Annotated in this window: 16 protein-coding genes; 11 read left to right on the top strand and 5 right to left on the bottom strand. The window is 66.3% G+C overall.

Features of this window, described 5'->3' with window-relative positions:
* Positions 1-97: 97 nt before the first annotated feature.
* The 5 genes from POS17_RS06940 to POS17_RS06960 all read right to left on the bottom strand — a co-directional run bounded on the left by POS17_RS06940 (position 98) and on the right by POS17_RS06960 (position 6,755).
* A complete protein-coding gene (locus tag POS17_RS06940) occupies positions 98-2,659 on the bottom strand; it encodes a TonB-dependent receptor (protein ID WP_060837923.1) in 2,562 nt (853 codons plus the stop codon).
* 119 nt (positions 2,660-2,778) lie between these two features.
* Entirely contained in the window at positions 2,779-3,741 is a 963-nt protein-coding gene (locus tag POS17_RS06945) for a FecR family protein (RefSeq protein ID WP_060837924.1), read from the bottom strand.
* A complete protein-coding gene (locus POS17_RS06950) occupies positions 3,738-4,286 on the bottom strand; it encodes an RNA polymerase sigma factor (RefSeq protein ID WP_060837925.1) in 549 nt (182 codons plus the stop codon). Before POS17_RS06950 ends, POS17_RS06945 begins: the two co-directional genes overlap by 4 nt.
* A gap of 259 nt (positions 4,287-4,545) precedes the next feature.
* Entirely contained in the window at positions 4,546-6,129 is a 1,584-nt protein-coding gene (locus POS17_RS06955) for a rhodanese-related sulfurtransferase (protein WP_060837926.1), read from the bottom strand.
* Positions 6,126-6,755, bottom strand: a complete 630-nt coding sequence (locus tag POS17_RS06960) for a cysteine dioxygenase (RefSeq protein WP_060837927.1) — start codon at positions 6,753-6,755, stop codon at positions 6,126-6,128. The genes POS17_RS06955 and POS17_RS06960 overlap by 4 nt, the downstream gene beginning before the upstream one ends.
* A 106-nt stretch (positions 6,756-6,861) precedes the next feature.
* Between POS17_RS06960 and POS17_RS06965 the strand changes: the two genes are divergently transcribed.
* The 11 genes from POS17_RS06965 to POS17_RS07020 all read left to right on the top strand — a co-directional run bounded on the left by POS17_RS06965 (position 6,862) and on the right by POS17_RS07020 (position 20,815).
* Positions 6,862-7,749 (top strand): LysR family transcriptional regulator, encoded by an 888-nt coding sequence (locus POS17_RS06965; protein ID WP_060837928.1) that lies wholly within the window; start codon positions 6,862-6,864, stop codon positions 7,747-7,749.
* Between the two features lie 246 nt (positions 7,750-7,995).
* Entirely contained in the window at positions 7,996-8,817 is an 822-nt protein-coding gene (locus tag POS17_RS06970) for an ABC transporter permease (protein ID WP_060837929.1), read from the top strand.
* 3 nt (positions 8,818-8,820) lie between these two features.
* Positions 8,821-9,600 (top strand): ABC transporter ATP-binding protein, encoded by a 780-nt coding sequence (locus tag POS17_RS06975; protein ID WP_060837930.1) that lies wholly within the window; start codon positions 8,821-8,823, stop codon positions 9,598-9,600.
* Positions 9,597-10,802, top strand: a complete 1,206-nt coding sequence (locus tag POS17_RS06980) for an acyl-CoA dehydrogenase family protein (protein WP_060837931.1) — start codon at positions 9,597-9,599, stop codon at positions 10,800-10,802. Before POS17_RS06975 ends, POS17_RS06980 begins: the two co-directional genes overlap by 4 nt.
* Positions 10,799-11,737, top strand: coding sequence for a D-isomer specific 2-hydroxyacid dehydrogenase family protein (locus tag POS17_RS06985; protein ID WP_060837932.1), 939 nt, complete (start codon positions 10,799-10,801; stop codon positions 11,735-11,737). The genes POS17_RS06980 and POS17_RS06985 overlap by 4 nt, the downstream gene beginning before the upstream one ends.
* A gap of 493 nt (positions 11,738-12,230) precedes the next feature.
* Positions 12,231-13,040 carry a class II aldolase/adducin family protein gene (locus tag POS17_RS06990; RefSeq protein WP_060837933.1) on the top strand — a complete coding sequence of 270 codons (810 nt, stop codon included), beginning with the start codon at positions 12,231-12,233 and terminating at the stop codon, positions 13,038-13,040.
* Between the two features lie 12 nt (positions 13,041-13,052).
* A complete protein-coding gene (locus POS17_RS06995; protein ID WP_060837934.1) occupies positions 13,053-14,015 on the top strand; it encodes an ABC transporter substrate-binding protein in 963 nt (320 codons plus the stop codon).
* A 344-nt stretch (positions 14,016-14,359) separates the two neighbouring features.
* A complete protein-coding gene (locus tag POS17_RS07000) occupies positions 14,360-15,571 on the top strand; it encodes a dipeptidase (RefSeq protein WP_060837935.1) in 1,212 nt (403 codons plus the stop codon).
* Positions 15,572-16,157: 586 nt separating this feature from the next.
* The gene (locus POS17_RS07010; protein WP_060837937.1) at positions 16,158-17,735 is read left to right on the top strand and encodes a flavin monoamine oxidase family protein; all 1,578 of its coding nucleotides are present in this window, start codon (positions 16,158-16,160) and stop codon (positions 17,733-17,735) included.
* 88 nt (positions 17,736-17,823) lie between these two features.
* On the top strand, positions 17,824-18,321 hold the full coding sequence (locus POS17_RS07015) for a RidA family protein (RefSeq protein ID WP_060837938.1): 498 nt from the start codon (positions 17,824-17,826) through the stop codon (positions 18,319-18,321).
* Between the two features lie 25 nt (positions 18,322-18,346).
* Positions 18,347-20,815: a TonB-dependent receptor plug domain-containing protein gene (locus tag POS17_RS07020; RefSeq protein WP_060837939.1), complete on the top strand. Its 2,469-nt coding sequence runs from the start codon at positions 18,347-18,349 to the stop codon at positions 20,813-20,815.
* The last annotated feature ends 157 nt before the right edge of the window (positions 20,816-20,972 follow it).

The following is a 20,972-nucleotide window of genomic DNA, read 5'->3' on the forward strand; positions in this document are numbered from 1 at the left end:
CGCGGGCGGCAGGGTCGGGTTAATGGCTTGCAATACATCGGTGATGGCCAACGGCTGGCCTGCTGCGGTGCGTCCGATGCACCGCAGCCAGTGGCCGTCAGAAGAAGCGGGTCACGCTGATCTTGGCGTTGCGTCCGACGCTGTAGGCGTTGTCGCCGCTGAGGGCCGGGCGGTAGTCGCGGTTGAACATGTTATCCAGGGTGAAGTTGACTTCGGTGCCCTTGAGGTAGGCCTGCTGGGGCTTCCAGTTGGCGAACAGGCCCTGCACGTTGTAGCGGTCATTGCCGTACTGGTCCCAGTAGGAGTCGCCCAGGCTGCTGGCCGGGCCACTGGGGTATTTGTCGCTGGGCAGGCGGTCGGTCTGGCGCACCCACTGGCCCTGCCAGCCGACCTGGGCATCCCACTGGGGAATCTTCACTCCCAGGGTCGCCACCCATTTGCGCGGCGGAATGTCCCGAGCCCAGACGTTCGGCCCCCAGGGGTTGGTGTAGGCGCCCTGGTGCTTGCCGGTGATCCAGGAGTAGGACAGGGCGCCGAACAGGTAGCTGGAGTCGTAGTAGCTTTCGACTTCGAAGCCCTTGATGGTCAGGTCGCCGATGTTGCGATACACCGACATCGGCGACCCCTTGCACACCTGGGCGATGCTCTTGCCGGTGCTCAGTTGTTCCGCGCAGCCGATCCCGGTGGCCTTGAGAATCTCGTTGCTGATCTTGTTCTGGAACACCGTGGTGCGGATCTGCAGGTTGTCGTTGTCGGCCAGCACCTTGGAGAAGTTGTGGAGGGTCCCCGCGCGCAACGCGGTGATGCGCTCCGGGTCCAGGTTGCGGCTGGTGGCCGAGCGGGTGCTGCCGGGGGCCTGCACTTCGTACTGCTCGTCGATGACCGGTGCGCGCCAGGTCTTGCTGTAGTCGGCGAACAGCGCCAGGTTCGGATTGACGTTCCAGAACGCCGACAGCCGTGGCGACCAGCCGGTGTAGGTCTTGTCGCCGTAGTCATGGCCGTCCTTGGGGTTGGTGCTGTTGTACAGCGGCGCGTCGTTTTCCTGGCCACGGTTGCGCACATGGTCGTAGCGCAGCGACGGGGTCAGGGTGAAGTCCCCCAGGGTCACCGCGTCCTGGATGTAGAAGGCGTTGTTGTCGACCTTGCCATGGGGCATGAACCCCGGCTGGTAGTGGCCGTAGTTGTACTTGGGCACTTCGTAGGTCTTGCCCGGCATCCACATGTCCACCTCGCGGGTGTGTTTGCGGATCTGCGTGCCGAGGGTCAGGGCATGGTCCAGGGAACCGGTGCTGAAGCGGCTGATGTTGGTCACTTCGAGGATCTTGTCCTCGTAGCCCACGGTGATCTTGCGACCGCCGGTGACCGGTTGATAGAAAGCGGTCGGGCCGCGTTCGTCGGTCTGATCGGTCGTGGAATTGGAGTACTGGACCTTGAGATCGATCCAGGGGTTGTCCACCGGCTGGTACTCGTACTTGGTCAGCCAGGTGGTGTCGATGGTGTTGCGCTGGGCCAGGTAGCGCTTGGTGGCGCCGTCGTAGCCGTACTTGTCGATGTTGGCCTTGCTGGGGGGCGCCGGGTAACTCTTGGCCGAGAAGGGCGCCCAGATGTCGCTGTCGGAGCGCATGTAGCTCAGGCCCAGGCGCTGCTCGTCGGTCAGTTGCATGTTGAACTTGAACAGCTCGCCTTCCAGGTCCTGGGCGGTGTTGGGCTGGCGCTTGGGGTTGATCAGGTATTCATTGCGCGGGTCGGGAACGGAGCTGGCCAGCTTCATGTCGTCGCCGTCGCGCTTGGTCCAGTAGGCCAGGGCATCGAAACGATGATCGTCGGAACGGCCATACACCGCCGAGGTGTAGGCCTGTTGATGGTCGTTGCTGCTGTAGCCGTACTTGACCATGGCGCCTGCGTTGTGCCCGTCCTGCAACAGGTCCGGGGCGTCCTTGGTTTCGGTGTGCACGGTGCCGCCGAAACCGCCGTTGCCGGTCTTGGGCGAGTGCGGGCCCTTTTCCACTTCCACCCGCCGGATCAGTTCCGGCTCGATGAAAATCACTCCCTGCTGGTAGCGCTCAAAGCCGCTCTTGGTGGCGCCGTCGACGGTGATCGGCACGTCCTCGGCGTCCCCCAGGCCCCAGATGTTGATGGTCTGGCCGCCGGGTTTCAGCGAGCCGCCGAGGCTGACGCCGGGCAGGGTGTCGATCAGGCTGACCACGTTGTTGGACTGGTGGCGATCGATTTCCGCCTGGTTCAGGGTCGAGCGGCCGACACTGGCGGCGTCGACCTCGGTGCCGTTGCCGATCACGCTCATGGCCCCCAGTTGCAGGGCCGAGCCGCTGCTGACGCTGGTTTCGGCGGGGCGCACGACGTAGGTGTTGTCGACCTTCAGCAGATTGAACGGGCCGCCCTGGAGCAGGCTGCGGATCGCCTCTTCGGGGCTGAAGTCCCCCTGCAGGGCCGGTGCCTTGGCGTTGCGCAGCAATTGCTCATCGAACAGCAACTGGATCTTCGCCTGCTGGGCGACCTGACTCAGGGACGCGGCCAGGGGCTGCGCCGGCAACTGGAAATGCAACGGCCCGGCCTGGACCTGCAGGCTGAAGGCCAGGCAGGCGGCGAGCAGGGTTGGGCGGGTACGGACTAACGGAACAGGCAAGAACGCGCGAAACATGACATCCCCCAGAGCGGCTTAAAGGCCAGAAAGGCGCTGCGGACAGAGCGCAGACAGGAGGAAGACGCGGCAGTGAAAAAATACCTCATATGCGAATGCAAAATATTCTCATGTATTGCTCAGCGGGCTTCGATCTTCAACTGACCGTCGGCCTGGACCCGGGTTTTCACCGGAATCAGGGCGGGCAGGGCCTTGACCAGGGCATCCGGGTCGTTGACGTCGAGGTTGCCGGACACCTTGTAGGCGCCGATGGAGCCCTCGGCCAGTTGCACCGGCTGCCGCCGATAGAGGTTCAGCTCGTCCACCAGGCTGGCCAGGTCGCGGTTGCGAAAGGCCAGGCGCCCGCTGCGCCAGTCGGCCACTTCGTCGCGGTCCAGGGACTGTTGGCGCAAGGTGCCTTGGTGCAGGTCGTAGACCGCCTGCTGCCGGGCCCCCAGCAGGGTCAGTTCCCCGGGCTTGCCGTCCGGGCTGAATGCCACCTGGCCGTGGGCCACGCTGACTACCAACTGGCGCTGACCGCGGCGCACGTCAAATGCGGTGCCCACCACCCGGACCTTGGCCGCACCGCTGTGCACCCACAGCGGGCGCTCCTGGTCGGCGGCGACCTCCAGGTACAGCTGGCCCTGCTGCAGGTAGATATCCCGTTGCCGGGCGCTGAAATCCACCTTCACCTGAGTATTGGCATTGACGTAGAGGGTGCTGCCGTCCGGCAGCTTGAAGGCTCGGGCGCCCTGTTCCTGTGCCGCGATCTGCTGCCGGTAAGGCGCCTGGGGTGTCCCCAGGTTGAGCGCCAGCACCGCGCACAGCACCGCGGCCGCCGCTGCCAGGGCCGGCCGCCAGAGCGGCGTCTTGCGCCGGGGGAGCGGTACGGGGCGGTTCAGCTGCTGCAACTGCGCCAGATCGACCCACAACTGCTCGAACTCGGCATAGGCCCGGGCATGGGCCGGTTCACTGATCCAGCTGTCGAACGCCTTGCGCGTGGCCCGGTCCGGATCATTGCGGTTACGGGCGAACCAACTGGCGGCCTGGGCATCGATCTGCTCGCTGTCGAGGTCGTCCTGGGGGCCGGAAAAGCGGGTCATTCAGGCTGCTCCTTGCCATTTTCTCGTTGTAGGTGTTGCTTGCAATGCAGCAGGGCAAAGGCGATGTGTTTCTCCACCATGCTCACGGAAATCCCCATGCGCTCGGCGATCTGCGTCTGGCTCAGCCCCTCGAAGCGGTGCAGCATAAGGGCTTCGCGGCGCCGCGGCGAGAGCTGGGCGAGGACTTCTTTCAATTGTTCCAGGCGTTGCAGGCGCTGGGCGGCGGGCAGTGGCTCGTGCTGTTCGTCGGCCAGGGGCTCAGTGTCCAAGCCTGACTCGGGATGGACCTGGTGATGCACCCTGGAGCGCACCTGCTGGCGCCGCCAATGATCGCGCAGCAGGTTGCGTGCCATCTGGAACAGGAAGGCCCGGGGCTGTTCGACCTGGTCCCGGTCCCGGTAGTCGAGCCATTGGGTGAACACGTCCTGGGTCATGTCCGCCGCGTCGCTGGCGTTGTCCGTGCGTTTGCGCAAGAAATGCAGGATGTCCGCATAGAACCCGCGGACAGAGTCCGCCAGTGCAGAGTCGGGCTTGGAGCGAGACATGGATATCCTTCTTGACGACGCGGTGAGCACAAGGTCGCGAATGATATCGAGAATTATTGCTATTTGTCACTTTGGCAGAGTGACGATCAACCGGCACCGCCTACGCGTCCGAAATACCCCTCCTCGCAGGAGCGGGCTTGCAGCGAAGGCGACCTTGCGAGCGATGCCAGGCTTGCGGCCTCTTCGCCGGCAAGCCGGCTCCTACAAGAGGAAGCAGGCCTGTAGGAGCTGGCGTGCCAGCGAAAGCCCCCTCTAAGGCTCAGATCACGAAGAAACCGTGGGTGCCGTCGCGACGCAGTTGCTCCACCAGGCCGAATTCCCAGTCCAGGTAGCCCTGCATGGCTTCTTTCGGGTTGTCGGTGCCTTCATACGGGCGCCGGTAACGGTCGATCCGCGGCGAGGCCAGTTGCTGGCGGCTTTCCTCGACGGGCAGGCCGGCGTCGATCCAGGCCGCGGTGCCGCCGCTGAGCAGGAACACCGGGCGCTGGGTCAGGGCCTGCAACTGGGGCACCACGAAACGCGCCAGCAGGCTGCTGCCGCAGGTCAGGACATAGCGTTCGGGCTGGGGCAACTGGGCCAGGGATTCCTGCAACTGGCTGGGCAGCACCCACCAGGCCCCGGGGATGTGGCGTTGCACGTAGTTGGCGCTGGCAGTGAAATCCAGCACCAGGGTGCCGGGCTGCTCCAGCCAAGCGGCCAGGGTCCGCGGGCTGATTTCTTCGGCCGACGCGGTGTCCGGCAGCGGTGCCTGCCAGGGCCCGCGCACGCTGAAGTCGCTGTCGCGCAGGCCGTCGAGCACCGCCACTTGCCAGCCCATCTGGGCCAGCCAGGAGGCGCTCATGTTGGCCCGTACCCCGTCGTTGTCCACCAGCACCAGGCGCGCACCGCGCACGCTGGCGAAGTGATCGGTTTCCTGCACCAGTTGCCCACCGGGCGTGGAACGGGCGCCGGGCAGGTGGCCGGCGGCGAATTCTTCCGGGGTGCGCACATCGAACAGATAGCTGGTGCGCTTGGGATCGGCTTGCCAGCGCCGCCACTGGGCCAGGTCGATGCGCGCCACATCGGCCCGGTCCGCGACCGCCCGTGCCGCCGTTTGCGCCTCGGCCCGCCGCTCTTCGTCGACCGGCCGGAAGCGCCGAGTCTGGCCGTGCTCGAGTTTCTGTCCGGCCAGGGTCCAGCCGATGGTGCCGTTGCGCAGGGCCGCCACCGGATTGGGAATGCCGGCGTTGACCAGGGATTGGGTGCCGATGATGCTGCGGGTGCGTCCGGCGCAGTTGACCACCACCTGTGTCCGCGGATCGGGGGCCAGCTCGCGCACCCGCAGCACCAACTCGGCGCCGGGCACGCTGGTGCTGCCGGGAATGCTCATGGTCTGGTACTCGTCGAAACGCCGGGCATCGAGCACCACCAGGTCGGCCTGCCGGTCGAGCAGCGCTTGCAGTTCCTCGGCGGCCAGGGACGGGGTATGGCGCTCGGCTTCCACCAGTTCGCCAAAGGACTTGCTCGGTACGTTGACGTCCTTGAACAGCTCGCCACCGGCGGTGCGCCATCCGTCCAGGCCGCCTTCGAGCAGGGCGACGTCGCTGTAGCCCAGTTGCCCCAGGCGGCTCGCGGCGCGCTGGGCCAGCCCTTCGCCCTGGTCATAGAGGGTGATCGGGGTGTCGCGCCGGGGGATGCGCGCATAGGCCTCCAGCTCCAGTTTCGACAGCGGGATATTGGCCGCGAACAGCGGGTGGGCTTCGGCGAAAGGCGCCTCTTCACGCACGTCGATCAGCGCCAGTTCCTGGCGGTCGAGCAGGGCCTGACGGATCTGCGCCGGGCTGCGGGTAGGGAAATCGGTCATTGCGGGGGCTCCTTCGACAAGTCCCAGAGGTTAGGCAGCAAGCGGTTGGAATAACCGGAGATAAACGGCTTCTCGTGACCTTCGGCGGTGTACACGGCCCGGCGTACCGCGCCGATGTTGGCGCCGTACACGTGGATGCTGATGGACACCCGATCGGCGTAGGCATTGCTCACCTGATGGATGTCGCCAATGCGTGGCGACACCGCTTCCACTTGCCCCGGTATCAGGCGAATCGGAGCCCCCGCAGGTTGCAGGCGGCCGTCCGTCAGGCGCTCGAAGCCCTGGCTATCCTCGGCGCCGCGGAGCATGCCGATCAGGCCCCAGACCCGGTGATCGTGGATCGGCGTGCGCTGCCCCGGACCCCAGACGAAGCTGACGATGGAAAAGCGCTGGCGCGAGTCGACATGCAGCAGCCATTGCTGATAGTGCTGCGGGTCGGGCTGGGCGAATTCGTCGGGCAGCCAGTCGTCCTGGCTCACCAGGCGCTGCAGCAGGTCGGCGCCTTGCTCCAGTATCCGGGGCTCATCGGGATGGCCGTCCAGCAGCTCGGCCAGGGCGGCGATGAAGTCCCGCAGGCGGGCGAAGTTGGGGGTATCGATAGCGACTGTTGCGGCGTTGTGGGGCATGGGCTCCCTCCGTGGACATAAGGCAAAGGACGCGAACTACACGGGCGAGCTAAAAGGTATTATTCTTATCGAACATTTTTCCAGTCATTTATTATGCGAAAAAAGAATGAAGATAGATGATCTGAACGCGTTCGTGGCGGTGATTCGCTGCCAGACCATCAGCCAGGCGGCCGATGCCCTGCAGTTGACCCAGCCGGCCATCACCCGCCGGGTGCAGAATTTCGAGGAAGCCCTGGGGGTGGAACTGCTGGACCGCAACACCAAGCCGCTCAAGCCCACCAGCATGGGCTTGCGGGTTTACGGCCAGTGCCTGGAAGTGCTGCGCAGCATCGACGCCCTTAACGAGCTGGTGGCCAATGACGGCGCCCCCAGCGGCGCCTTGCGCATCGGCGTGCCGCAGACCATTGGCGACGTGGTGCTGCTGGATGCCCTGAGCCAGCTCAAGAGCCTCTATCCGCAGTTGCAGACCTCGGTAGCCACCGGCTGGGGCAGCCACCTGCTGAACAAGGTCGAGAACGGTGAACTGGACGTGGTGGCCGCGCTGTTTCCCGCCGGCAAGGTATTCCCCGAAGGGGTGGTAGGGCGCTCCCTGGGCAGCATGAATCTGGTGGTGGTGGCGGCCAAGGGCGAGGTGCGCAAACGCTCGTGCAAGCTGGCCGACTGTTACCAGCGCGGCTGGGTGCTGAACCCCGACGGCTGCGGTTTTCGGGCCGGCCTGCAACGAGCGTTGAGCGCCCAGGGCCTGACCTTGCAGATCAACCTGGAAACCTTCGGCACCGAGCTGCAACTGGGGCTGATCGCCAATGGCCTGGGTTACGGTCTGGTGCCGCTGCCGCTGCTGGAAAACAGCAGCCACCGGGACAAGCTGGAGATCGTCCCGGTCAGCGACTTCAAGCCGGTGATCGACCTGTGGCTGATCCACCCGCGCTTTCTCGGCAACCTGCAGGAGCCGGTGAGTCTGTTCGGCGAAATGGTCGCCGCTCGCGTCGGCTAGCCACGGGTGCGGCGCCAACCGGCTGCGTACGAGCTGGCTTGCCAGCGAAGGTGCTGGCAAGGGCGGCACAAGGCTCAACGGCCCTTTCGCCGGCAAGCCGGCGCCTACGGGGTTATCCTTTGTTTGCATATATATCTGTTTGATGAATGCATTTTTTGTATATTAAGTTAGAACCAAAACGAATTTCACGGACGTTTTTTATGTAGTTAGCATGGGGCTCGAACGCGCTGAAATAGGGATGTTGAAATGCCTGCGCAAGCCCCGCTCTCCTTGTATGCCCGCTGGACCGAGCGCCCCGGAGTGAAGTTCCTCGGCAATCTGTCGCTGCGCCTGATCAGCCCGCTGTTGCTGCTGTTGCTCTGGGAGCTGGCGTCGCGCAGCGGGCTGTTTCCGGCGCGGATCATCGCCGCCCCCAGCACCATCGGCGGCACCCTGTGGCAGATGCTCGGCAGCGGCGAGCTGGGCGGGCACCTGTGGGTGTCCCTCCAGCGCGCCCTCAGCGGCCTGGCCATCGGCGTCAGCCTGGGCACTGTCCTGGCCCTGGTGGCGGGGCTGTCGCGGCGCGGCGAGATCGCCATCGACTCGCCGATGCAGATGCTGCGCACCCTGCCGTTCCTGGCCATCGTGCCGCTGTTCATTCTCTGGTTCGGCGTGGGCGAGACGCCGAAGATCGCCCTGATTGCCCTGGGCACCACCTTTCCCATCTACCTGACGCTGTTTTCCGGCATCCGCAGCCTGGACCCCAAGCTGCTGGAGGCGGCAACCCTGCTCGGCCTCAAGCGCTGGGAACTGATCGTCCACGTGATCCTGCCCGGAGCCTTGCCGGCGTTCTTCGTCGGCCTGCGCTACGCCTTCGGCATCAGTTGGCTGGGGCTGGTGGTGGTGGAGCAGATCAACGCCAGCGCCGGCATCGGCTACCTGGTCAACGACGCCCGGGACTTCATGCGCACCGATGTGATCGTCATCTGCCTCTTGGTCTACAGCGTGCTCGGCCTGGGCATCGACGGGCTGGTACGCGGCCTCGAACGTTGCGCCCTGGCCTGGCGCCCGACCTTTATCAGGAACTGACCCATGACTGTGTCATTGCCCCACCCGGGCCCCGTGCGCGGCGCCGTCGAATGCCGCGGGGTGACCCGACGTTTCGCCGGGCAGGCGGTACTCGACAGCCTGGACCTGAACATCGCCCCGGGGGAGTTCGTCGCCTTGCTGGGCAGCAGTGGTTCGGGCAAGACCACCTTGCTCCGGGCCCTGGCCGGGCTGGAACCCATCGACGAGGGCCGGTTGCAGGTGCCTTCGGCCATGGCCGCGGTGTTCCAGGAGCCACGGCTGATGCCCTGGAAGCGCGTGTGGCGCAACGTTGCCCTGGGCGTGCGTGGGGCTGGGGTCCGCGAGCGGGCCGAGGCGGCGCTGGGCGAGGTCGGGCTGGCCCATCGGTTGGGCGCCTGGCCCGGCACCCTGTCCGGCGGCGAGGCCCAGCGCGTGGCCCTGGCCCGGGCCCTGGTGCGCGAGCCGCAGCTGTTGCTGCTGGATGAACCCTTCGCCGCCCTCGACGCCCTGACCCGGATTCGCATGCATCAACTGATCATCCGCCTGTGGCGGGCGCACACCCCGGCGGTGCTGCTGGTGACCCACGATGTCGACGAGGCGCTGCTGCTGGCCGACCGGGTGCTGGTGCTGGCCAACGGGCAAATCGCCGAACAACTGCCGATCCGCCTGCCGCGTCCGCGTCAGGTGTCCGCCCCGGGGTTCCAGCCGCTGCGTGCGCGGTTGCTGCAACTGCTGGGCGTGGAAACCGAGGCCGAGCCGGCCGTCGACATCTCCCACCCCTTGAGCAGGACTGCCAGCCGATGAGCCTTTCCAGCGTGCAACCGTCTTCGTCCGTGTCCCGTCCCGTCCCTGATCCGGACTCCAGCGAGTTCGCCGACCTGCTGCAGCAGTTGAGCGAGGAGTTCGCCGCCAGTGCGGCCCATTACGATCGCCACAGCGAGTTTCCCCACGCCAACCTGCAGCGCCTGCACCAGCATGGCCTGCTGGCCCTGACCGTGCCCCGGGCCCTGGGCGGCAGCGAGGCGACCCTGGCCCAGGCGCGGCGGGTGATCGGCGCCGTGGCCCGGGGCGAACCTTCCACCGCGCTGGTGCTGGTGATGCAGTACCTGCAGCACACGCGCCTGCAACAGAACAGCGCCTGGCCCCTGCACCTGCGCCAGCGCGTGGCGCGCGAGGCGGTGCAAGAGGGCGCCCTGATCAATGCGCTGCGGGTCGAGCCGGACCTCGGCACCCCGGCCCGGGGCGGCTTGCCGGCCACCCTGGCGCGCCGGGTCGAGGGCGGCTGGCGGCTCAGCGGACGCAAGATCTACTCCACCGGCATTCCCGGGCTGACCTGGCTGGCGGTCTGGGCCCGCAGCGACGATGCCCAGCCGCAGGTCGGCACCTGGCTGGTGCACCGCGACAGCCCCGGCATCCGCGTCGAGGAAACCTGGGACCACCTGGGCATGCGCGCCACCGGCAGCCACGACGTGATCTTCGATGAAGTGTTTGTGCCCATGGAGCACGCGGTGGACATCCAGCCGGCCAACGTTCCGCGCCCCTCGGAGCTGGACAGCAAGGGCGTGCTCTGGCTGGCGGTGCTGCTGTCGGCGATCTACGACGGCGTGGCCCGCGCCGCCCGTGACTGGCTGCTGGGCTGGCTGGCCCAGCGCGCCCCGGCCAACCTCGGCGCGCCACTGTCGAGCCTGCCGCGTTTCCAGCAGCTGATCGGGCGCATCGACGCCTTGCTGTTGAACAACCGGGTGCTGCTCGATGCCGCCGCCGAAGGGCGGATCGCCCCGGGCGAGGCGACCCAGATCAAGTACCTGGTGACCAGCAACGCCATCAGCGCCGTGGAGCTGGGCATCGAGGCCATCGGCAATCCCGGGCTGGCCCGGGGCAACCCCATCGAGCGGCATTACCGTGATGTGCTGTGCAGCCGGATTCACACGCCGCAGAACGACGCGATCCTTGGCGCCGTGGGCCGCGCCGCCTTTGCCTTGCCCAGCCGGGGAGCCCAGGTGTGACGCGCATTGCCAGCCAGCTCGACGAGGGCTTCAACCAGCAACTGCGCCAGTCGCTGCCAGGCGTCGAGGTGCTGAGCTTGCCCCGAGGGCTGCCCAGTGATCTGCCCGGGGATGTTCAGGTGCTGCTGGCGGCGCCCCATGCCGATTTTCGTGATGCTCCAGAGCCGCCTGCGGGCTGGCCCTTCGGCCTGCGCTTCGTGCAATTGGTGACCTCGGGCCTGGATTATTTCCCCCGTTGGCTGTTCCAGGATCTGCCGGTGGCCAGCGCCCGGGGCAGCACCGCCGAGAGCATTGCCGAGTTTGCCCTGGCGGCGATCTTCGCCGCGGCCAAGCAATTGCCCCAGGTGTGGATAGAGCGCGCCGAACACTGGCAGCCACGGCCGCTGGCCTCGGTGGCCGGCAGCACCCTGGGCCTGTTCGGCTTTGGCAGCATTGCCCGCGAACTGGCGCCCAAGGCCCAGGCACTGGGCATGCAGGTGCTGGCCCTGCGCCGTTCGGCGCAGCCTTTCGAGGTGCCCGGGGTCGAACCGGTGGCCGACCTGCACCAGCTGTTTGCCCGGGCCGATCACCTGCTGCTGGCGGTGCCCCTGACCGAGCACACCCGACGCATCATCGATGCCGATGTCCTGGCGTCGGCCAAGCCGGGGCTGCACCTGATCAATATCGCTCGCGGTGCGCTGATCGATCAGCCGGCGCTATTGCAGGCCCTGGAGACGGGGCGCATCGGCCTGGCCAGCCTGGATGTGGCGGACCCCGAACCGCTGCCCGCGGGCCACGCTTTTTATCGCCACCCGGGCATTCGCCTGTCGCCCCACACCTCGGCCAATTCGCCACGGGTCTACCTGAATATCGCCCGCTTGCTGGGGCGCAATCTGCAGCGCTGGAGAGATGGTTTACCCCTGGAAAACCCGGTGGAGATCCAGCGTGGCTACTAACACACGGTTCCAGCCTTGGCCTGCAGCGCTTCGTGTAGCCGCTGCCGCAGGCTGCGCACGGCTCCGCAGGAGACGCAGGGGGCTTGAGGTCGCTGAAGGTTCGGCGGGCGATTGCCAAGCAAGGCCCTGCGGGCCTTTGCGCAGCCTCGCAGGCTCGGCAGCGGCTACAGGGCCCATGTCGGGCCGGGGTAGGTGTAGCCGCTGCCGCAGGCTGCGAACGGCCCGAAGGGACGCGAGGTTCTCAAGGTTGCTGCAGGTTTGGCGGGAGATCGCCAAGCAAGGCCCAGCGGGCCTTTGCGCAGCCTCGCGGGCTCGGCAGCGGCTACAGGGCCCATGTCGGGCCGGGGTAGGTGTAGCCGCTGCCCCAGGCTGCGAACGGCCCGAAGGGACGCGAGGTTCTCAAGGTTGCTGCAGGTTTGGCGGGAGATCGCCAGGCAAGGTCCTGCGGGCCTTTGCGCGCAGGGTATCGATGACCACTTCAAGGAGAGCGGACATGACCGCACATTTTCGTCCCGCGGTGTATGACTTGCCCCGCGATGGCCATACGGTGTTTCGCTGGGAGCACCCGCCCCAGCAGGCCACGGTCGAGCTGGAGCGCCGGCAGCGCAAGCAAAGCCTGGCCGCGGCCTTTCGGGTGTTCGCCCGGCTGGGCTTCGACATGGGGGGCGCCGGGCATATCACCGTGCGCGACCCGGGGCGCCCGGACCATTTCTGGGTCAACCCGGTGGGGGTGTATTTCGGCCATGTGCGGGTGTCGGACCTGCTGCTGGTCAACCCCGAAGGCGCGGTGATCGAAGGCGAGGGGGCGCTGAACCTCGCCGCGTTCGCCATTCATGCCGCCTTGCACGAAGCCCATCCCGAAGTGGTGGCCGCGGCCCATGCCCATTCGTTGCACGGCAAGGCCTGGTCGAGCCTGGGGCGTCTGCTGGACCCGCTGACCCAGGACGCCTGCGCCTTTTACGAGAAACACGGGCTGTTCGACAACTTCTCCGGGGTGGTGCTGGAGGCCAGCGAAGGCGCGCGGATCGCCGCCGCGCTGCAAGGGCACAAGGCGCTGATCCTGCAGAACCATGGCCTGCTGACCGTGGGCGAAACCGTCGAGGCGGCGGTGTGGCGCTTCATCGCCATGGACAACGCCGCCCAGGCCCAGCTGCTGGCGGAAGCCGCCGGCACCCCGCGACTCATTCCCCACGAGGTGGCGCGCCACACCGCGCGCCAGGTCGGCACCGAGTTCGGCGGCTGGTTCAGCTTCCAGCCTTACCGCGAACGGATCGTGCGTGAAGAACCGGATTTTCTCGATTAAGGACCCTTGCCCATGCAGCGTCGTCATTTTCTCCAACTCTCGGCCCTGGCCGGCCTGGCCGCCGCCTTGCCGCGCCTGGGCCTGGGGGCCGCCGTGGACCTATCCGGGGTCACCCTGAATGTCGCCACCTACAAGGGCGCGGCGCCGAGCTTCTTTGCCGAGGCGGGCATTGAGCCGCCGCCCTACAAGGTCAGGTACGCCGAGTTCACCGGCGGCAACCTGAGCTTCGAGGCCCTGGTCAGCGGCACCCTGGACATCTCGCCGATGAGCGAGATCCCGCCGATCTTCGGCATCAAGAACCACGCCCCGGTGAAGCTGATCGCGGTGCTCACCGGCGACGTCAACAACCAGGCCTTCATCGTGCCCAAGGGCTCTGCGGTGCAGTCGGTGGCCGAGCTCAAGGGCAAGCGCATCGGCTACATCCGCTCCACCAGCTCGCACTACTTTCTGCTCAAGGCACTGAAGGAACAGGGCCTGGGTTTTGCCGACATCGTGCCCATGGCGCTGACCCCGCAAGACGGTTTCGCCGCCTTCCAGAACGGCGCCCTGGATGCCTGGGTCAGCTTCGGCTACTTCATCCAGCTGGCGGAACTGCGGGCCGGGGCCCGGGTGCTGAAGACCGGCCAGGGCTACCTGTCCGGCAACTACGTGATCGCCGCCAACCAGAACAGCATTGCCGACCCGCTCAAGCACGCGGCGATCACCGACTACATCCTGCGCGAATACCGCGCCTGGCAATGGATCGCCAGCCATCCCGAGGAATGGGCCACCAAGAGCGCCAAGATTCTTGGCATGCCCCGGGAAGTGTTCCTGGCCCAATACCGCGCCCAGAGCGGCCCACGACTGTTGCAACCGGTGGACGACGCGGCGGTGAAATCCCAGCAGGACGTGGCCGACCTGTTCTTCGAAGCCGGCGTCCTGCCCCAGCAGCTGGATGTTTCCGGGCTGTGGGACCGCAGCTTCCACTGGTCCTGACCCCTTGTAGGAGCCGGCTTGCCGGCGAATAGGCCCTTGAGTCCTGCAATGATCTCGGGGCCGCCTTCGCTGGCAAGCCAGCTCCTACAGGTACACGCCCATGCTGATATTTGCGTAGGAGCCGGCTTGCCGACGAATAGGCCCTTGAGTCCTGCAATGATCTCGGGGCCGCCTTCGCTGGCAAGCCAGCTCCTACAGGTACACGCCCATGCTGATATTTGCGTAGGAGCCGGCTTGCCGGCGAATAGGCCCTTGAGCCCTGCAACGATCTCGGGGCCGCTTTCGCTGGCAAGCCCGCTCCTACGGTCCGATGGGGCGATTTCTTTGATTGGCCAGGAGGCCCGATGTTTTCTCGAACCTTGCTGTGCCTGGCGCTGGTCAGCCCCTGGGCGCTGGCCGCCAGCCCGGCGCAATCGTTGCACCAGCGCCTGACGGTGCTCGACAGCCACCTCGATACCCCGATGCAACTGGCCCGCCCCGGGTGGGACATCACTCAGCGCCATGACTATCGGGACGACCTGTCCCAGGTCGACCTGCCACGGATGAAAGAGGGCGGGCTGGACGGCGGGTTCTGGGCCATCTTCACCCCACAGGGCCCGCTCAACGCCGAGGGCCGGACCCTGGCCAGCGAACATGGGCTGGCGGTGCTGGCGCGGATCCGCGATCTGATCGCCGCCCACCCCGATGATTTGGCCCTGGCCCTGCAGGCCAGCGATGTTCCGGCCATCGTCGCCCGTGGCCAGCGAGTGGTCTTCATCAGCATGGAGAACGCCGAGCCCCTGGCCGCCGATCCGGCCCGCTTGCACACCTATTACCGCCAGGGCCTGCGCATGCTCGGCCTGGTGCACTCGGCCAACAACGATTTCGCCGACTCCGCCACCGCCCTGCCGCAGTGGCATGGCCTGAGCCCGGCAGGGCGCGAACTGGTGGCCGAGGCCAATCGCCTGGGCATCCTGCTAGACGTGTCCCATGCCTCGGACCAGGTATTCGACCAGGTCCTGGCCCTGTCCCGCGCGCCGATCATTGCCTCGCACTCCAGCAGCCGGGCAATCACCGCCCATCCGCGCAACCTGGATGACCGGCGCCTGCGCCAGCTGGCGGCCAGGGGCGGAGTGGTGCAGGTCAACAGCTTTCCCAGCGACCTGATCAACCACGCGCCCAACCCCGAGCGCGACAAGGCCCTGGGGCCGCTGTACCGCGAGTTTCGCCTGGCGGCGAGCCTGAGCCCCGGGCAGGTGGCGGACCTGGCCGAGCGCATTCGCCAGGTCGAGGCTCGATACCCGCAGCCCAGGGCCAGCCTGGACGACTACATGCGCCACCTGCTGCACATCCTGGACGTGGTGGGGCCGGACCATGTGGGCATCGGTGCCGACTGGGATGGCGGCGGCGGGGTGCAGGGGCTGGAGGATGTGACGCAGCTACCGCTAATCACCGAACGCCTGCTGGCGGCGGGTTACAGCGAAGCGGATCTGGTGAAGATCTGGGGTGGGAATCTGCTGCGGGTCCTCGACGCCGCCCAACGGGTAGGAGCCAGCTTGCCGGCGAATGGGCCCTGAGGTTTGCGGGGGGCTGGAGAAGGCCTTCGCTGGCAAGCCAGCTCCTGCAGAAAAGCTGGGGGCTACTCCTTGTCGTGGGAGCCGGCTTGCCGGCAAAGGGGCCCTGAGGCTTGCGGGGGTGCTGGAGAAGGCCTTCGCTGGCAAGCCAGCTCCTGCAGAAAAGCTGGGGGCTACTCCTTGTCGTAGGAGCCGGCTTGCCGGCGAATGGGCCCTGAGGCTTGCGGGGGTGCTGGAGAAGGCCTTCGCTGGCAAGCCAGCTCCTGCAGAAAAGCTGGGGCTACTCCTTGTCGTAGGAGCCGGCTTGCCGGCGAAGGGGCCCTGAGGCTTGCGGGGGGGGCTGGAGATGGTCTTCGCTGGCAAGCCAGCTCCTACCGGGGGAGGGGGAGTGTCTGGTCGTTTTGGGCTATGCGCGGGGCGCAGAATCTTCTGGCTTGAATATGAAACAAAGTAATATTTGCATATGCTTAAAATGTATTTCTCTTATTAAATGAGCGCCCCTAGGATGGCTTCCCATAGACCCAAGTGACTGCATAAGTCCGCGGGCTATAACCGAACGCACTATCCATTCGCAGCAGGGAGCGCTGGCATGCCACTGACCAGAAGACAATTGATCGCCCGTATCGCCGCTGTCGGCGGGGTCCAGGCGGCGAGCGCGGTCATGGGCCTGTTCGGCGGCTCGGGCAATGCCGAGGCCTTCGAGGAGAACTATGCATCGCTGCCCACAGCCGCCGTGGGCAAGGGCGCTTCGGTGGTGGTGATCGGCGCCGGGATCGGTGGCCTGGTCAGCGCCTATGAGCTGAACAAGGCCGGGTTCAAGGTCACGCTGCTGGAAGCCCGGGACCGGGTCGGCGGGCGCAATTGGACGGTGCGCGGCGGCGATCGGGTTGAGTACAGCGACGGCAGTGTGCAGGTCGCCGAGTTCGACGACGGCTTCTACCTCAATGCCGGGGCCGGCCGCCTGCCCAGCCATCACCAGTTGATGCTCGGCTACTGCCGCGAGCTGGGGGTGGAGTTGGAGGTGTTGGTCAACACCAGCCGCAATGCCCTGGTGCGGCCGGACCTGAATCAGCCGGCGTTGCAGATCCGTCAGGCGGTCAACGACAGCCGCGGGCATTTTTCCGAACTGCTGGCCAAGGCGGTCAATCGGCATGCCCTGGACCAGGAGTTGACGGCTGCCGATCGCAGCAACCTGCTGAGCTTTCTGAAAACCTGGGGCGACCTTTCCGACAAGCTCGAATACCTGGGCTCGGCGCGCTCGGGCTACAAGGTCTGGCCCGGCGCCGGTGACCAGCTGGCGCAGAAGAACGACCCGCTGCCGTTGCAGACCCTGCTCAACCCGGCGCTGACCACGGCGCTGATGATCGATGAATACCCGGAATTCTCGCCCACCATGTTCCAGCCGGTGGGTGGCATGGATCGCATCCCCCAGGCGTTTGCCCGGCGTCTGCAAGGGCAGTTGCGGCTGCACAGCGAGGTGCGTTCCATCACCAACCGGGCCGACGGTGCCGAGGTGGTCTACCTGGATCGCCGCAGCGGCCGCACCCAGAGCCTCAAGGCCGACTACGTGATCAGCTCCCTGCCCTTGCCGCTGCTGGCCAAGGTCGAGAACAACTTCAGCGCCCCGGTGCGTCGGGCCATCGGCGCGGTGCAGTTCGGTTACGCCAACAAGGTGGCCTGGCAGTCGCGGCGCTTTTGGGAAAGCCAGTACCAGATCTACGGCGGGCTGTCGTTCATCAACCAGGAGGCTTCCGGGCTGTGGTACCCCAGCGGTGGTTTCAACCAGGCCGAGGGGGTGCTGGTGGCGGCCTACAACAACGGTGAAACCGCGCGACGCTTCGGGGAGAAAAGCCTGGCCCAGCAGATCGAGATTTCCCGTCAGGCGGTGGAGTTGCTGCACCCCGGCCACAGCCATGAACTGCGCAAGCCGCTGGTGATTGCCTGGGGCAAGATCCCCTACAACTTCGGCCCCTGGATCAGCCATGAAGTGGCCGAGCCGGACTACAGCCTGCTCAACCAGCCCCAGGGCCGGGTCTACCTGACCAGCGATGGCCTGGCCCACAGCGGCGTGGGCATCTGGCAGGAAGCCGCCGCCGGTGCCGCGCGGCGCGTGGTGCGCCACCTTTTTCAACGGGCGCAAGGCTCGTCGCTACAGCAAACGGCCTGAAAAAGCCGAGCACTCATAAAACAGCAGTCACCCATTGCCGGGTAGCGGACCTCCGAGGCTGGCAAACACAACCTTGGAGCGTCTTTGCATGTCTTTGAAAAACACCGTCGTAGGGCTGGGGCTGTTGTGCGCCGCCAGCAGCAGCTGGGCCGCGGGGATCCAGCGCGTGCCGTCCACCTATCCCCATTCGCCGATCCTGCAATCGGTGACCTTGCCCGCCAACAGCGAGGTGACCTACCTCTCCGGCCTGCTGCCGGATCCGGTGGACCCCAAGGCGCCCAAGGAACAGATCCACGCCGCCGGCAACACCGAGAGCCAGGCCCGCGAGGTGCTGCGCAAGGTGCAGACGATCCTCGCCGGCCAGGGCTTGACCCTGGGGGATGTGGTGCAACTGCGGATCTACCTGGTGGGGGATCCGGCCCTGGGCGGCAAGCTGGATTTCGACGGCCTGCAAGTGGCCTTTCGCGAGTTTTTCGGCACCGAGAAACAGCCGCTCAAACCGGCCCGGACCACGGTGCAAGTGGCAGGGCTGGTACTGCCCGGGGCCCTGATCGAAGTCGAAACCGTCGCCGCCCGAGCGCGCTGAGGCGCCTGTCAAAGGATCTGAAGTCATGAGTATGTCCTTGCATAAAATCGTCCTCGGCGCTGCGCCCCTGAGCCTTGGCCTGCTGAGCCTGGCAACCCCGGTGGAGCTGCTGGCCGCCGATGAAACCCTCGGCACCGTAGTGGTCACCGGCGTGCGCGGCAGCCAGCAGCGCACCGTCACCAACAGCCCGGCGCCGATCGATGTGATCGACAGCGAACAGCTGCGCAGCATCGGCCAGAACGGCCTGAAAGAAATGCTCGGGCGCCTGCTGCCGTCGTTCAACGTGCCCACCATCAACGGCGGCGGCACCGCCTTCCTGGTGCGCGGGGTGAGCATGCGCGGCCTGGGCGGCGATCAGGTGCTGGTGCTGATCAACGGCAAGCGCCGGCACAACTCGGCGCTGATCAACAACGGTGCGCGGGTCGGCAACGCCTCGGTGCCGGTGGACCTGGACCTGATTCCCACCGCCGCCATCGAGCGCATCGAAGTGCTGCGCGACGGCGCTGCTGCGCAATACGGCTCCGACGCCATCGCCGGGGTGATCAACATCATCCTCAAGCGCAACGCCGAGGGCCTGACCTCGGACACCACCCTGGGCCAGTACTACGACGGCGACGGCACCACCGGCCACGAGGCCTTCAACTGGGGCAACAAGCTGGGGGAGGACGGCGGCTTCTTCAACCTGTCCTGGGACGCCAAGATCCAGGAGCCCTACGAGCGCTCCAGCGCCGCCAGCGGCCAGCTGTACTTCAAGCAGGCCGACGGCTCGCCGGACCCGCGAGAAAGCAATCGCCAGGGCTGGGGCACCGAATACGGCCTGGGCCGCGACCGCACCACCAGCCTGGCCTACAACGCCGAGCTGCCCCTGGCCGACGACCTCAAGCTGTATTCGTTTTCCACCCTGAGCTACCGCAACAGCAACAAGGATTTGGGCCATCGCAAGCCCACCGACATCACCAGCCTGGCGGGGGTGCCCAATGCGCCGTACCCCAATGGCGGCCAGGCGCGGCGGGAAATCCGCGAGACCGACTTCCAGGTCGCCGGTGGCGCCAAGGGCCTGGCGGGCGGCTGGGACTGGGATTTGTCCAGCACCTACGGCAAGGACCGCGGGGTGCTGGACACCGCCAACAACCTGAACATCTCCAACGGCCCCTACGGTCAGCACGACTTCCACCTGGGCAATCTGGTGTTCGACCAGTGGACCAACAACCTGGACTTCTCCCGGGCCCTGGACATCGGCTGGAGCAGCCCGCTGGAAACCTCCTTCGGGGTGGAATACCGCTGGGAGAAATACGCCCTGGAGGAGGGCGAACCCAATTCCTACAACCAGGGCAGCTATGTGCCGGCCACCGGCCCCTTTGCTGGCGTGGTGCCGGACCCGGGGCTGTTCTCGGTCAACGGCACCACCCCGGAAGACGCCTACAGCCTCAAGCGTCACAGCGAGGCGGCCTATGTGGACCTGGGCTTGAACATCACCCCCAACTGGTACGTCGGCGCGGCGGCGCGCTATGAGAAGTACAACCTCGGGGTGGGCGATACCACCAGCGGCAAGCTGACCACGCGCTACGAGTTCCTCCCCGGCTACGCGGTGCGCGCGGCGGTGAGCAACGGCTTCCGCGCGCCGTCCCTGGCCCAGAGCGTGTTCTCCACCACCAGCACCGTGACCCAGTTCGGCGCAGGCGGCACCACCAGCTCGGTGCGCACCAAGCAGATGCGCCCCAACTCGCCGGAAGCCATTGCCCTGGGGGCCAAGGACCTGGAGCCGGAAACCTCGCGCAACTACAGCCTGGGCTTCACCGCCGAACCCACCGAACGCCTGCGCCTGACCGCCGACTTCTACCTGATCGACATCGACAAACGCATCCTCCAGACCGGCATCCTCAAGGGCCCGGCGGTGTCGCAGATTCTGGTGGAGAACGGCCTGTCGCCGAACCTCGCCGGGCAGTACTACACCAACGCCGCCGACACCCGGACCAAGGGCGTCGATCTGGTGGCGGACTACAGCCAGTCGTTCGGCGAGTACGGCACGGCCAAGTGGAGCCTGGCCTACAACCACAACAAGACCACCATCCGCGACCTGGCGGACACCCCGGCGGCGCTGTCACGCCTGGGGGCCGGCTATGTGCTGTTCGACCGCCAGCAGCAGATCGACCTGACTAAATCCACACCCAAGGACAAGTGGATCCTGTCCACCAACTACAAGGTCGGCGACTGGACCACCAACCTGCAGCTGACCCGCTTTGGCGAGTACACCGAAGGCTCGAACATCCCGGCCAACGACCGTACCTACAGCGCCAAGTGGATCACCGACCTGGACGTGGCCTACGACGTGACCCAGAACCTCACCGTGGCGGTGGGCGCCAACAACCTGTTCGACGTGTACCCGGACAAGATCGGCCTCAAGGCCTGGGCGGGGACCTATGAATACGGGATGTTCTCGCCCTATGGCCTGGGCGGTGGCTATTACTACAGCCGCGTCAGCCTGGCGTTCTGAGCATGACCACGATCACTCTCGCAGGAGCTGGCTTGCCAGCGAAGGCGGTCGCATGACGGGTGCAGGGTTCAGGGGCTGTTCGCCAGCAAGCTGGCTCCTACGGCTGCTGTGTCAGCCTGGTGTTCGGAAGCACGCCAGTCATCCACCTCGTAGGAGC

This window comes from Pseudomonas sp. Os17, assembly GCF_001547895.1.
In the GTDB taxonomy this organism is placed as follows: domain Bacteria; phylum Pseudomonadota; class Gammaproteobacteria; order Pseudomonadales; family Pseudomonadaceae; genus Aquipseudomonas.